We start from the raw sequence: 14,116 nt of genomic DNA, 5'->3' as shown, positions 1-14,116 counted from the left end.
TCATCTCCTTGAATTCTGATCTGAGGAAAACGAAATGAGCACAGTTGGACAACTTATTAACGGCGAAATTTTCATTGAAGGAACTCGTCAACAGGATGTGTACAATCCGTCAACAGGCGCGGTAACTAAGCAGGTAGACCTTGCTTCTAAAAAAACGGTTGAAGAAGCTATCACTGTAGCTCAAGCGGCTTACCCAGCGTGGCGAAATACTCCACCAATCAAACGTGCTCGTATCATGTTCAAGTTTAAAGCGTTGCTAGAAGAGCACGCTGACACTATCTGTAAAATGATTGGTGAAGAACACGGTAAAATCAGCCATGACGCTGCGGGTGAGTTGCAACGTGGTATTGAAAACGTTGAGTACGCATGTGGCGCTCCAGAGTTGCTAAAAGGCGAACACAGCAAAAATGTTGGTCCTAACATTGATTCTTGGAGTGAGTTCCAACCTCTAGGTGTTGTTGCCGGTATTACTCCATTTAACTTCCCAGCAATGGTGCCACTGTGGATGTTCCCTATGGCATTGGTATGCGGTAACTGTTTCATTCTTAAGCCGTCTGAACGTGATCCAAGCTCAACGCTTTTCATCGCTCAACTGTTGAAAGAAGCAGGCCTACCTGACGGCGTTATGAATGTTGTTAATGGTGATAAAGAAGCAGTTGATACATTGTTAAATGATGATCGTATCAAAGGGGTTAGCTTTGTTGGTTCAACGCCTATCGCTGAATACATTTACACGACAGCTAATGCTAATGGTAAGCGTTGCCAAGCTCTAGGTGGTGCGAAAAACCACGCTATCGTAATGCCTGATGCCGATATGGATAACGCTGTTAACCAATTAGTAGGTGCTGCATTTGGTTCATCCGGCGAACGTTGTATGGCTCTATCTGTCGCTGTTACAGTTGGCGATGCAGCAGGTGATGCTTTAATTGAGAAGATGCAAGCGGCTATGCAAGGCCTAAACGTTGGTCCATACTCTGATGCAAACAATGACTTTGGACCAGTAATCACTAAGGCTCACCAAGAAAAAGTTATTGGTTACATCGACAGTGCTGAGCAGCAAGGTTCAACCATTGTTGTTGATGGGCGTAATGCGAAAGTTGAAGGCTATGAAGATGGTTTCTTTGTTGGTGCAACGTTGATCGACAATGTAAACACTGATATGACAAGTTACAAAGAAGAGATCTTTGGTCCTGTTCTTCAAGTTGTTCGTGTTCAAACGATGCAAGAAGCGATGGATCTTATTGATGCTCACGAATACGGTAACGGTACTTGTATCTTTACACGTGACGGTGAAGCTGCTCGTTACTTCTCTGACAATATCCAAGTGGGTATGGTTGGTATCAACGTACCATTACCTGTACCTGTTGCTTACCATAGCTTTGGTGGGTGGAAGCGTTCATTATTTGGTGATCTGCATGCTTACGGTCCTGATGCAGTTCGTTTCTACACTAAACGTAAAACTGTGACTCAGCGTTGGCCTTCTGCTGGTATTCGTGAAGGCGTTGAGTTCTCAATGCCTACTATGAAGTAAAAGAGTTTAGCTAAGGACAGCAAAAATGTTAGCCTCTGAAAGCCATAGCCCTTATTAAGGGTTATGGCTTTATTTTATGTGAATTGTAAATTATAAATATAATGGTTAAAAAATTATAAAAATAAATATATGTAATACATGGCCATAAAAAGTCTATTAAGTTCAACTTCAGCTTATGTTTACTGAAATATGAAGTTTTGACACACCATTTAATAGCAAACATTGGAATATATGTTGAGATTACAAACATGAAGAAAAGACTGCCACCACTTAACTGGCTACGCTCCTTTGAAGCTTCTGCACGCCACCTCAATTTCACTCAAGCTGCTAATGAACTCAACCTTACACAAGCTGCAATTAGTCAACAGGTCAAAAGTCTAGAGTCGCAACTCGGTACAACTCTTTTTAAACGATTGCCGCGAGGGTTGGCATTAACCGATGCGGGTATGGCTTATATGCCTGCCATCCATGATTCCGTTGAAAGACTTACTGCTGTCACCGATGAATTATTCGGCCAAGGTCAGAGTCGGCAGGTTACAATCAGAGTTAGCTTAGTCTTTTTTACTACTTGGTTAGCACCCAAATTGCCGTTGTTTTATGAGCAACATCCGGATGTAAAAATTCGCTTCACAAGCAATATTTGGCAAGAGGAAAAGCAAAAGGACACCGACTTAGGCATTCGTTACGGTCAGGGAGTATGGCCTGACGTAAAAGCTGAGCGTTTAACTTGGGACGAACTGTTTCCTGTCTGCAGTCCCGATCTTTTAAGGGAATATGTTCAGACGACATCAGAACAAATGCTACCCTCACTAGAAGAAGTACTACCCAATCATACGTTGTTACATGTACTCGGTTACAAAGAGGGGTGGGGGTACTGGTTGAACCAAACGAGTACAGATTACACAGACAATGGTAAGGGTATTCAATTTGATACGTTAATTTCCGCATTAGAAATGGCAAAACTAGGCCAAGGTTTTGCTTTAGGTCGTACATCTGTTGTAAAAGACATGATTGAAAATGGTACTCTTATTGCACCTTTTGAAAAAACACTTGAGACTTCGGAAGCCTTTTTCTTAACCTACCCAACGCATCAATATCTTAGCCCAGGTGCAGAAGTTTTTAAGCAGTGGATTCTGGATGAATCACAAAAACAGAAAGCTCAAAAATTGATATAAAGCAAAATGATAGGTAAAAGCCAGCAGATTTTTGGCTTTTACCTACTGAGGCTTAAACAGTTCATTGGCAATATAATTTGTTCTTTTCCTCTCGTTATCTTGATGAACGTTGTCGTATCTATGCTCTGAATTCTATTCTTAAGTGCGATGCTCTTTGTTAAAATCGCTAAAGATACTTTTGATTATTTGGGGCGCCAGCAAGGCTTTTTATACAGGTTTTTTGTGTCCTGATCGTAAGTGGTTGTGGATTTAGGTTTTGGCTCAGAACTTTGAATTTTATACTTTTTTCGCCAAAAACTTTTACCGAGCGTTAAATGAATAGTTTCGAAATGTTGGCATGTCCCGTACAATACGATTTTTGTTGTATTTCTTCTAAGGCATCATGAGCTATCAAGTACTGGCACGTAAGTGGCGCCCGCAAACCTTCCTCGAAATGGCAGGGCAAGATCACGTCTTGCAGGCATTGGTCAATGCATTGCGTCAACAGCGTTTGCATCACGCCTATTTGTTCACTGGAACTCGCGGAGTAGGTAAAACAACCATCGCCCGCATTTTTGCGAAAAGTTTAAATTGTGAGACGAATGGCATCTCTCCGGAGCCTTGCGGCACTTGTTCTAGCTGTACTGAAATTGCTGAGGGTCGATTTGTTGATTTGATCGAAGTCGATGCGGCCTCTCGTACCAAAGTTGAAGATACGCGTGAGTTGCTTGAAAACGTACAATACGCGCCAACAAGAGGCCGATTTAAAGTGTACCTGATCGATGAGGTACACATGTTGTCGACGCACTCTTTCAATGCGCTTTTGAAAACGCTGGAAGAGCCACCCGAACACGTTAAGTTTCTGCTGGCGACGACAGACCCTCAAAAACTGCCTGTTACTATCTTATCTCGCTGTTTGCAGTTTAATCTTAAAAACATGTCAGCCCAGCGGGTCGTTGATTATTTGCACACTGTGTTGAATGCCGAAAACGTCGGTTATGATCAAGCCGCTCTCTGGCAAATTGGTCAGGCTGCAAACGGAAGTATGCGAGATGCGTTGAGTTTGACGGATCAAGCGATCGCATTTGGTGACGGCCAGATTACCGAGACAGGCGTAACGTCCATGCTTGGTCTGGTGAATCAAAGTCAGATTATTTCGTTGTTGGAAGTCGTTGCTGACAGAAATGCCGCACTGACGTTACAAAAGATCAATGAACTGGCTGACTATCAACCTGATTTTGCGGCGATTTGCGCGTCTTTACTCGATACCTTGCATCGCGTCGCGGTTGAACAGCAGGTGCCTGGTGTGCTTGTAGATCAACTCGGGGATTTAGAACGAATCCAGCACATTGCTAGAACCGTCATGCCGGAAGATGTTCAGGTAATGTACCAAAGCCTAATGGTAGGGCGTCGAGATCTTCATTTGGCTCACAGTCCCAAAGCCGGTTTTGAAATGTTGATGTTGCGTATGATTGCCTTTAGGCCGCAATTGGGTATGACAGTCAGTCACGATACGCCACCAACTGTCTCAGTATCCTCTTCACCAGCTTCGTCTACATCGCCTGTTTCAGAGCCATCCGTGTCTGCACCAGAGTCTGCATCACAGCCTACCGCGTCAATGGAGTCTACTGACTCGTCGGTGAGTCAGTACGGTGATGAGATAAACACAGGAGCGGTTCCGCCAAAAAAGCCGGAAGCGCAACCAAATGATTCTACGTTAGCTAATACCGTTTCGACTCAACAGCCAGTTGATAGCGCTGAAGTGGTTGTTAGCACAGATGCTGCGCCTAGCTATGAAACGACCGCGAGTAAAATCAGCATTGCTAACGAAACGGCTGCCGTAGCGATTAAAGCTGACGTGGCGGAAGAAGTAGAAAACGAAGTCGAAAAAGAAAAACGCCTACAAAGAAATGTGGCGGAAAAAAGCGTTGTAGAAGAGCGCATCGCAGAAAATAAAGAGCTTGATCATCAAGATACGCCACCGTGGGAAGAAAGTGTCGCGTCGGCACAGGTTGATGTCGCAACCGAAAGCGCGCCTTCACTAAATGAATCTGCGCACGCTGAGTCAAATATTCCAGCACCTCAAGAAGAACATACATATACTGAAGACGTCCCAGCAGTCTCCGATAACGCGTCTGCGGCGGTAAATGCCACAGACTCTGTGAAAGAGCATGATGGCGCGGCTCGAATGCGAGAAGTGAGTGAGCTTTTGTCACAGGCTCCTGTCGAAGAGCCCGATGACGAGGATGAAGACGAAGCGGAAGAACGTGCCATTGCTGAAACGGTTGATCCGTTTAATCCAGCGGCCGATTTGGTCGATAATATTGGTGTCTCCGACTCGCATAACGCTGATCAAGAAGAAAGCGCATCGGCGGAACAAAACAGTCAGCAAAAAACATCCAAAGTGGATTCAGTCACGCAACCTGCGCTTGGAATGCCACTACCGTCTATTGCTCACTTTAGTGAGACGACGATGCAAATTTGGTGGTTGATTGCACCAAGGTTGCCACTGACTGGATTGGTGTACAATATTGCAATGAATTCCTCTTTGATTTCGGCATCGGAACAAGGATTGCGTTTGCAAGTGCCGTTGGAATACGGGCACATGCTCAATCAAAGTCGATACGAACAAATACAATCTTCTCTGTCTGACTTTTTTAATATGCCCGTGCCGCTCATCATTGATACGGTGGAAGAGGTAGAAGGTGTAACAGCGGAAGAATTTGCTGCGAGTAAACGAGCAGAAGCGCTCCAAGCTGCAATAAATCATTTAAACAGCCACCCCGTCGTGCAAGCAATAAGCAATGCCTTTGGGGGGCAATTAATCTACGACACAGTAAAAGTAAAAGCTTAATTGGAGAAAAACACTATGTTTAAAGGTGGAATGGGCAACATGATGCGTCAAGCGCAGAAAATGCAGGAGAACATCCAAAAGGCCCAAGACGAAATGGCAAACATGGAAGTAGAAGGTCAGGCGGGTGCTGGTCTTGTTAAGGTTGTTATGACAGGTCGTCACGATGTTAAACGTGTTTCTATCGATGATTCTTTGATGGAAGACGATAAAGAGATGTTGGAAGATTTGGTTGCTGCTGCACTAAACGACGCAGTACGTAATATTGAATCGACTCAGAAAGCAAAAATGGACGCAGCGACGGAAGGCATGTCTCTTCCACCAGGCTTCAAAATGCCGTTCTAGGATACGACTTTGTTTAGTCCTCTTATCAAAGAACTGATGGAATCGCTTAGGTGCCTACCCGGAGTAGGCCCTAAATCTGCTCAAAAAATGGCGCTCTATTTGTTAGAGCGCGACAGTCAAGGAGCAGATAGATTAGCCAATGCACTTCGCGACGCGCTGGACAAAGTCGGGCGCTGCGCAACCTGTCGAACATTGACCGAAGATACAGAATGCTCTATCTGTCTGGATCAAGCACGCGATGGCACTAGGTTGTGTATTGTCGAAACGCCAGCAGATGTTATCGCAATGGAAAATGCTGGCTCATTCGATGGTCGATATTTTGTTTTATTAGGTCACTTGTCTCCAATAGATGGGATAGGGCCTGAAGAGCTTGGTTTAGATCGACTGGAAAATTTAGTCCGTAACACGGACGTTGAGGAAGTCATTATAGCGACGAACTCAACAATAGAAGGTGAAGCAACGAGCCACTACATCTCTGAGTTGCTGAAACCATTAAATATTGAACTAAGCCGCCTTGCTCAGGGAGTGCCAATGGGTGGTGAGCTGGAATATGTCGATGGCAATACATTGGCACTGGCGTTGAAAGGGCGAAAGAAACTTTAGTATGACAATAGTAGATCAGAGTTATGACATTGTTTGGGTGGAGACCGACGCCGAGTTGGCCTCTTGGTGTGAGTACTGGTCTACTCTGAATGTCATTGCCGTTGATACCGAGTTTTTACGCCGCACAACGTATTATCCGATAACGGGGTTAATACAAATAAGTGAAGGCGAAAAAGCGGTATTAATTGACCCTCAAACCATTACCGAATGGGCGCCATTAAAAGACTTAATGGTTAACCTTGATGTTATGAAGGTATTCCATGCCTGTTCTGAAGACCTTGATGTGTTTGATCGTCTTCTTGGCGTATTGCCAACGCCTTTTTACGATACTCAGATAGGTGAGGCGTACGCAAACGGCCAATGGTCGGTCAGTTACGTTAAGTTAATACAAGCGTATCTCAGTATTGAAGTCGCAAAAGACGAAACGCGTTCTGATTGGACCGTGCGTCCTTTGACGGAGGCGCAAAAACGTTACGCGGCTTTAGATGTGGTTTATTTGGCGAAGGTGTACCCTCAACAGATTGAAATGCTACAAAAGAAAAATATGTTGGATTGGGCGCTTGAAGATTGCGACACGTTAAAGTGGCAATACATGCAAAACGGCGATCCAGAGCAGAACTGGAGCAATGTTAAAGCGGCGTGGAGACTGAGTCCAAAGAGTTTAACCTTGCTTCGAATGTTGTTTATATGGCGTGAAGAACAAGCAAAATCAGAGGATGTGCCCAAGGGGCAGGTGCTCAAAGATCGCAGCTTGTGGGCCATCGCTAAATTTATGCCAGATCACCACAAAGCGATCTCTAAAACCGAAGATCTGACGGGTAAGCAGCACCGATTGTATGGCGATACTATTTTAGAGAAAGTAAAAGTGATTAAGTCGCTATCGGAAGATGAATATCAACTCATGCTACCGATGCCCTTACCATCGCAGGCTGGTGAGCTGTCAAAATCCATCAAGAGTTATATAAGAAAGCGTTCCGAAGAGTTGGGTGTTGCGCCAGAAGCGGTCATGAAACGGAAATTGTTAGACCCCATCGTCCGCCACTTATATGAGGGTGGTGAATTGGATTGGTCAAATCCAGCGATGGTAGGGTGGCGTAAAGACACGATAATTGAGCCAATTTTGAGCAATTTTGGTGAGCAATCCTCTAACTGATTAGTGAATTAAATATGAGCAGAATAATCATCGAAATATTTCGTTCTTCAAAAAAAGACGAAATGTATTTATATGTCGAAAAGTCAAAAGGATTGACGGAAATACCAGAAGCTTTGATGGAGCGCTTTGGCAAAGGCATCAGTGCAATGACGATGCTTCTCACAGAAGAGAGCAAGTTGGCACGTGCTGATGCGAGTGCAGTAATGAAAGCAATTCAAGAGCAAGGTTTTTATCTACAGTTGCCGCCAGTTCGCGATGACTATTTGCTGGATCTATATAAGACGCCAACGGAGGCGGCTTATTAATGATTGCTAAGCGTTACGAACCCTTTTGGAAGACAACCACGCTTGAGGACATGGAATCAGATCAATGGGAATCTATTTGTGACGGATGTGGCAAGTGCTGTCTTCAAAAGCTGCAAGACGATGAGACAGATGAGGTGTATTACACGGATTTGTCGTGTCATCAGCTTGATATTGCTAAATGCCAGTGCAAAGTGTACGAGACAAGAGAGCTGCTAGTGGAATCGTGTTTGACGCTGAAGGTAGAAGACATTCCAGAATTCCACTGGTTGCCTGATACATGCAGCTATCGTGTGCTGTCAGAGACGGGCGACTTGCCGAACTGGCACCCGTTGGTTGTTGGCGACGATAAAGAAATGCAACGCCAAGGGCTAAAAGTCTCTCATTACGCGGTAAGCGAATCCAAAGTGGACGAGGAAGACTGGGATACTCATATTATTCGCTGGGTTCATGGTATGCCTGAATCCTACGATCCTTTTTAAATTCGTGGCATCATGCGAGAAAAGCGTTAACTCAGATACACTAACCTAATAACCCAATGGGAGAAGCTTTCGCTATATTGTAGTGAAAGCCTCATACGCAAGGAGTAGAGAGTGATTCTTAGAATGCAATCTTTGTTATGTGGAGCATTACTTCTCGTATGTTCTATTGTATTTCCCAAAGCGTTTGCTGACACACAATTTCGTATTATTGTTGACGCGTCAGGCAGTATGGTTATTAGTGACCCTGATAAGCTTACATCCGAAGCGCTAAAACTGATATCCAATCTCGCGCCTGAAGAGCATGCCACGTTAGGCGTTTGGCTATTCGGAGAAGAGCCTCGTGTACTTCTACCGGAAGCGCCAATCAATAAAGAAACCAAAGCAAAGCTCGCCAGTTACGTTGACAACTATGTCACGCAAGACCTCAAAACCGATCTAGAATCCATTATTGAACTGCTTCTAAAAACACCTGATACACCCTCACTAAGCGATGGTTTTGACCGTCATTGGATATTGGTGACGGATGGTATGGTGGACGTGAGTCTGGACAAAGACGTTAACGAAGCCTCTCGTCGTAGGATTATGACGACGTTAACGGAAGCGTTGGAAAAGCGCGGTATTCATTTGCACACTGTCTCAATGACGGGCTATACAGATGAAGACATGCTTAAGCAGCTTGCGGTGAAGACCAATGCTTCTCATACGGAAGTGGCATCACCAGAAGAGTTGTTAGATACGTTTGATCGTATTTTTGCTCAAGCAGATCCAGCTGAAGAGTTACCATTTGAAGGGAATACGTTCTTTATCGATCCATCGATAGATGAGGTCACGCTGCTAGTTTTTCATGAAAGCTCAAACGTTACGCCTCAGTTATTGAAGCCCAATGCTGTGAATGTTCCGCTTGTGTCAAATGGGTCGGTTGCAGTGTCACGTACGCCTTATTACACGTTGGTTACGATTACCTCACCAGAAAGCGGGACTTGGGAAATCAAAAATGTTGATATCGAGAGAAGCTCGATTCGCATCATTACGTCTTTGAATGCGCAAGCAACAAAGATCTCGCCCGTTGTTTTTGTTAATGAGCCTGTTTTTTCAACGGTGGGATTGTTTGAAAGTAATAACCTAATTAAAGATCCGAAAGTATTGGATCTTATGGACGTTACTCAAGAGTTATCGTTAATCACGGGCGACAGTCGTCAAATTTTAGAAAAACAGCCAATGATTCAGGCTGCGAGTCAGTTTAAAAACAAGGTTGAAAAACTGACAACTGAAGGCAACTACTCGATAGCGAGCAAGGTTGATGGACAAACCTTCACCCGTAAATTAACACAGTATTTTTCAGTCTTCCCAGCGATTAAGTTCGAGTCGGCGAATAGAGGGGAGAATTTCGTTGCTTTTAGTGCGACACCAACGAATTTACGATTAAACACGCTTCGCAGTAACGTTAAGCTTGAGTTGGCTTATAAAAACGGAACGACGGAAGTGCAAGAAATGCCGTTCGTTGGTCAAGGATATTGGGAGAAAGTGTTCCCCATCGACCCTGAAAGCGTGATTAGGGCTAAAGCGAAACTGATTGGTATTACGCAAACGGGTATACGTTTTGAGTACGAATCCGAGCCTTGGACTGTTGAACGTAAAGCAGCGGGTGACGTAACGCTTTCAAAAGGCGATCAAGTGCTTTCAACAGAGGCGCTCACCGCTTTAGCGACGACAAATAGAGAGGTTATGCCAGTTGTTGTAGCACCACAAATTACCATCGTGGCAGAAGAAGACGTCGAAACTGAACCTGACGTTACTGAAGCGGCTGAAACGGACGCTAACGCAGAACCAGAAGTCGCAGACTCATTGCCTGAAACACCGCCAGAAGAAGTCGCGACGTTTGGTATGGGAGATTGGTTATTGTATGGCGGGTTGAACTTGTTGGCTGTCATACTGATTGGCGGAGGTTACTTTGTTTACCGCCGTATTAAACGTAATAAGCAAAATACAGAAGAGATTGAAGTAGAAGACGATGTGTGAGTTATTGGGCATGAGTGCCAATGTGCCAACCGATATATGTTTTAGCTTTTCGGGTTTGAGAGCAAGAGGTGGTCGCACTGGCCCGCATAAGGACGGATGGGGAATGGCCATGTATCGCGACCGTCAGGTGTGGTCGATTCATGATCCTAGGCCCAGTGCGGATTCCGATATGGCGGAAGTCATGAGTCAAACGTCTTTAAAATGTGACATCGTTATTAGCCATATCAGACAAGCCAACGTTGGTAACGTTTGCCTGCCTAATACGCATCCTTTTAGTCGTATGTTATGGGGTGAAACCTGGGTGTATGCGCATAATGGGCAACTTGAAGGGTCAGATAAGCTCGCGTTAGACCACTATCATCCGATTGGCTCGACGGATTCCGAACGAGCGTTTTGTTGGATCTTGGGGCGGCTGGCCGCTCGTTATGGAGATCAGCGCCCGAGCTTAGAGGTGTTATCCAGCTTTTTGTATGAGCTTACCAGCGGCCTCAAGCAAAAGGGTGTGTTTAACATGATGCTGTCTGATGGTGATTCTCTTTTTTGTTACTGCACAACAAAGCTTCATTGGATAACACGCAGGGCGCCCTTTAAGAAAGCGACGTTGTCCGATGAGGACGTCAGCGTAGACTTTAAAGAAGTCACAACCGACAAAGACGTCGTAACGGTCATCGCGACGCAACCCCTTACGGAAGACGAAGTCTGGAATCAGATGGAAGAAGGGGGGTTGTGTGTATTCAATGCCGGAGAAGTGGTGTTTAAGCGAAATACTGTCTAATGTTCGATCTATTCGCTTTGTTTAAACGCGCCCGTCTAGTTTAAACAAAAGGCGTTTTTTATGACTCAAAAACGCCTTTTATGATTCATGTCCTTTAGTCTTCGTAGCCGAATAACTGTCTCTCCAGCAAATCAACCAAAGTATGAATAACCGTAATTTGGCATTCCTGTACTCGCGCTGTTCCGGTTAGATTGATCTTAATTTCAGTATCATCCCGAGAGGTTAAAGACGAAACATTCTTCGCATCAGGGGTGGTCAAAGCAATAATTGCGATCTTACGCTCGTGAGCTGCTTGAATCGCTTGAATAATCGGAGACGTATTTCCTTTGTTCGCAATAACAAACAGCACATCTCCAGGGTTCCCAAGCGCTGTAATCTGCTTGGAAAACACATCGTGATAACTGTCATTATGCGTGATCGATAAGATCGTAGGTGCATCAGCGTTCAGCGAAAATGCTGGCAGTCCTGGGCGCTCCCTGTCCATTCGATCGGATAGGAGCGTGCTAAAGTACTGCGACAAATGGGCGCTGGTGCCGTTGCCGATACAAATGACTTTACCACCTGAAGCAATGCTGCCAAATAGCACTTTAGCAGCATGTTCTATATAAGGAGGTAAGCTCTCAAGAGCTTGCTGTTGTGCTTCAAAGCTCTGTGCGAATTGAGTGTAAATTGCTTCTTGAAGATCCATACTACTAAATGATTGCCTTAAGCCAGTTTAAACTTGTTTCATCTATAATTTTGTCGAACGTAACGGCGTCAAAACGTACTGGACTGTGCTCATGTTTATGTCGCTTGATCCAATATTGCGCGGTTAACAGTATCTTTGAAAGTTTCGACGGGGTGATGCTTTCAACGGCCTTACCCCGAGTGTGGTTTTTCCTGAATTTTACTTCAACAAAAACGACCACTTCGCCTTCCTTGCAAATAATGTCTATCTCACCATAGCGGCTATGAAAATTTCTGTCTATGACGGTTAAGCCATTGCGTTCCAGAAACTCGGCAGCTAAGTGCTCTGCCACTTTACCACTTGTGGAGTGCTTTTTACTGAGTTTCTTCTCCTTGAAACTTGAAAGCAGTTTGAGCATCTACGATTTTCCCTTTTCTGTAGGTGACAATATTTGGACGACGGTGAAAAACACCTTGCTCATCCAATGTGATAATGCCTGTTTTCGCTGACAGTCTTGCATTAGCAAGCTGTTCGAAAACAGGGTAGCGATTCGCAAGAAGTAGGGCATCCGATCCCATCGCCTTCAAGCGTAAAATAAGGTTGGAGTCTGTTGAACCCGTGTCGTTGGTTTCTACCAACAGCTCTGGAATTTCAGTAAATAATATTCTTTCGATGTCTTCTTTTTTGGCCAGCTTATAGGGTGGTGTGTCGTTGAGTGAATTTGTCGACAACAATGGAATATGATCAGCAAAGTAGAAATCGACCAGTGGACGAATTTGCTTGGCATCGGTTATTTTTCCAACGAAGAAGATGTAATCAAGGTCTTCACGTGCACGAGAGATACTTTCAATCGGTTCGCCTATCCATTTAGAAACCATCTTCTGCCTTTTTTCGCTTTCATCAACCAGAAGTATTTTCTTGATGGCGTTTTGTCGTCCACGGGGCGTGTCTTCATAGCTTAGGTTCATCGCAACGGGCACGGCCGCTTCTTCGGCGACGGCATTGAATTCGTCGCCTTGGCGCAGAGCCCAAGTAGCTTGTGTGGTTAAGATAGCCGCTTTCTCGGCCCCTGCTTGTTTCGCCACATTAATTAGCTCGCTGATGTCGTCTGCAACGTTCAGGGAGAAGTAAAAAAGGTTGTCTCTTGATTGGTTGTTTTCAAGACGATTGAGCGTAATCGTAGGAATACTTAAGTAGGTATTCGCCAGTCTTGCAACATTGCTTTTTCTCAATGGCCCAATGACAACGTCAGGCGTATCGCTTGTCGCATCCAAATACGCTTGTTCAACATGTTCGTATTGGTCTGTATCGATGACCTTTATTTTCGGGCGAAGTCCCGTCGTTGCGTAGTATGTTTTTAAAAAGCCTTCTAATATCGCATCTGATGCAGGTTTAAGCTCGTTGCTCATAGGCAGCATTAGCGCAATGGATGTCGGGATAAGGTCACCGAGAGAGGCAATAAGTTGAAAATCAATCGGCGGATTGATCGACGCAGGATGAGATGGGTGGCTTGTTCGCCATTGACTAAATGCGTTGAGTTGCTGCTCTAATGTTAAAGACTGGTCGCGCAATAGTGAGCTGACGTCTAACCAACCACGCAAAATAATATTGTTGTCGTTACGAAGGTAATCTAGCTCAACATTGGTTAAGTTCTGAGCCGCCAACCAAAGTTTTGATTGATTGTCTGCTCTTTGATCTGGCGGTAATGTAAGTGAAAGCTTAAGACGTTCTTTTAACGTCGCGGGCCAGTTTTCTAGCGCTTCAAGCACCAATGCACGTTGCAAACCAAGTTGATTTTCGGATGCGGGTGTTTGCGCGATAGGCAAGCGTTTTGCGCGTGACAAGGCGGACAACGCGTCCAGAGGCTTCTGTAACTCTGCATTGGCTTGTGCTAACAGTAAATATCCTTGAAATTGAACCGAGCTAGAAAAAGGCGTGACCTTTTCGTTTAAGATACTTGCTGCGGATTCCCATTCCTCAACAGCCATCATTTCCTTCGCCGCGTGGAAATAGAGAAGTATTGATTGTTCAATGCTTTCTGCGTTTTGGGCACGCCATAAAGCAAATTCTACCGGATCTGTGGGTGCTGTTTCCTCAACGATCAGTGGAATCTCAGGTTGAGAACCTGCCGCCGACGCCGTGTCTTCGTTTGTTTCGATCGATCCGCACCCAACAAGCAACAAAGTGAATGTAGATAGTGCTATGATACGCGAATGAAGAGATCTCATAAGCTC

Annotated in this window: 13 protein-coding genes; 10 read left to right on the top strand and 3 right to left on the bottom strand. The window is 44.8% G+C overall.

All coding sequences use genetic code 11. From position 1 onward, the window contains the following. Positions 1 to 34: 34 nt before the first annotated feature. The 10 genes from MARME_RS11815 (at position 35) to MARME_RS11770 (ending at position 11,215) form a co-directional block, all read left to right on the top strand. Positions 35 to 1,531, top strand: a complete 1,497-nt coding sequence (locus MARME_RS11815; RefSeq protein WP_013661497.1) for a CoA-acylating methylmalonate-semialdehyde dehydrogenase — start codon at positions 35 to 37, stop codon at positions 1,529 to 1,531. Between the two features lie 248 nt (positions 1,532 to 1,779). Beyond that, the gene (locus MARME_RS11810; RefSeq protein ID WP_013661496.1) at positions 1,780 to 2,706 is read left to right on the top strand and encodes a LysR substrate-binding domain-containing protein; all 927 of its coding nucleotides are present in this window, start codon (positions 1,780 to 1,782) and stop codon (positions 2,704 to 2,706) included. 382 nt (positions 2,707 to 3,088) lie between these two features. Beyond that, positions 3,089 to 5,539 (top strand): DNA polymerase III subunit gamma/tau, encoded by a 2,451-nt coding sequence (gene dnaX / locus MARME_RS11805; RefSeq protein ID WP_013661495.1) that lies wholly within the window; start codon positions 3,089 to 3,091, stop codon positions 5,537 to 5,539. A gap of 15 nt (positions 5,540 to 5,554) precedes the next feature. After that, complete coding sequence (locus MARME_RS11800; protein WP_013661494.1) at positions 5,555 to 5,881, top strand: YbaB/EbfC family nucleoid-associated protein; 327 nt, start codon at positions 5,555 to 5,557, stop codon at positions 5,879 to 5,881. Positions 5,882 to 5,890: 9 nt separating this feature from the next. Next, the gene (gene recR, locus MARME_RS11795) at positions 5,891 to 6,484 is read left to right on the top strand and encodes a recombination mediator RecR (protein WP_013661493.1); all 594 of its coding nucleotides are present in this window, start codon (positions 5,891 to 5,893) and stop codon (positions 6,482 to 6,484) included. 1 nt (position 6,485) lies between these two features. Next, entirely contained in the window at positions 6,486 to 7,637 is a 1,152-nt protein-coding gene (gene rnd / locus MARME_RS11790; protein WP_013661492.1) for a ribonuclease D, read from the top strand. 14 nt (positions 7,638 to 7,651) lie between these two features. Then, the gene (locus MARME_RS11785; protein ID WP_013661491.1) at positions 7,652 to 7,942 is read left to right on the top strand and encodes a YcgL domain-containing protein; all 291 of its coding nucleotides are present in this window, start codon (positions 7,652 to 7,654) and stop codon (positions 7,940 to 7,942) included. Next, complete coding sequence (locus MARME_RS11780) at positions 7,942 to 8,421, top strand: YcgN family cysteine cluster protein (protein WP_013661490.1); 480 nt, start codon at positions 7,942 to 7,944, stop codon at positions 8,419 to 8,421. Before MARME_RS11785 ends, MARME_RS11780 begins: the two co-directional genes overlap by 1 nt. Before the next feature lie 111 nt (positions 8,422 to 8,532). Next, a complete protein-coding gene (locus MARME_RS11775; protein ID WP_013661489.1) occupies positions 8,533 to 10,440 on the top strand; it encodes a VWA domain-containing protein in 1,908 nt (635 codons plus the stop codon). Further along, positions 10,433 to 11,215 carry a class II glutamine amidotransferase gene (locus MARME_RS11770; protein ID WP_013661488.1) on the top strand — a complete coding sequence of 261 codons (783 nt, stop codon included), beginning with the start codon at positions 10,433 to 10,435 and terminating at the stop codon, positions 11,213 to 11,215. The genes MARME_RS11775 and MARME_RS11770 overlap by 8 nt, the downstream gene beginning before the upstream one ends. A 94-nt stretch (positions 11,216 to 11,309) precedes the next feature. Here the strand turns inward: MARME_RS11770 and MARME_RS11765 are convergent, their stop codons facing one another. The 3 genes from MARME_RS11765 to MARME_RS11755 are packed head-to-tail and all read right to left on the bottom strand — an operon-like array spanning position 11,310 to position 14,110. Continuing rightward, positions 11,310 to 11,903 carry an SIS domain-containing protein gene (locus tag MARME_RS11765; RefSeq protein ID WP_013661487.1) on the bottom strand — a complete coding sequence of 198 codons (594 nt, stop codon included), beginning with the start codon at positions 11,901 to 11,903 and terminating at the stop codon, positions 11,310 to 11,312. A gap of 4 nt (positions 11,904 to 11,907) precedes the next feature. After that, the gene (locus MARME_RS11760) at positions 11,908 to 12,300 is read right to left on the bottom strand and encodes a YraN family protein (RefSeq protein ID WP_013661486.1); all 393 of its coding nucleotides are present in this window, start codon (positions 12,298 to 12,300) and stop codon (positions 11,908 to 11,910) included. Beyond that, entirely contained in the window at positions 12,257 to 14,110 is a 1,854-nt protein-coding gene (locus tag MARME_RS11755) for a penicillin-binding protein activator (RefSeq protein WP_013661485.1), read from the bottom strand. The genes MARME_RS11760 and MARME_RS11755 overlap by 44 nt, the downstream gene beginning before the upstream one ends. Positions 14,111 to 14,116 lie beyond the last annotated feature (6 nt).

It is taken from the genome of Marinomonas mediterranea MMB-1 (assembly GCF_000192865.1).
Classification (GTDB): Bacteria; Pseudomonadota; Gammaproteobacteria; order Pseudomonadales; family Marinomonadaceae; genus Marinomonas; species Marinomonas mediterranea.
The sequence above is the reverse complement of the archived record's forward strand: the minus strand, read 5'-3'. Positions and strand labels throughout refer to the sequence as shown.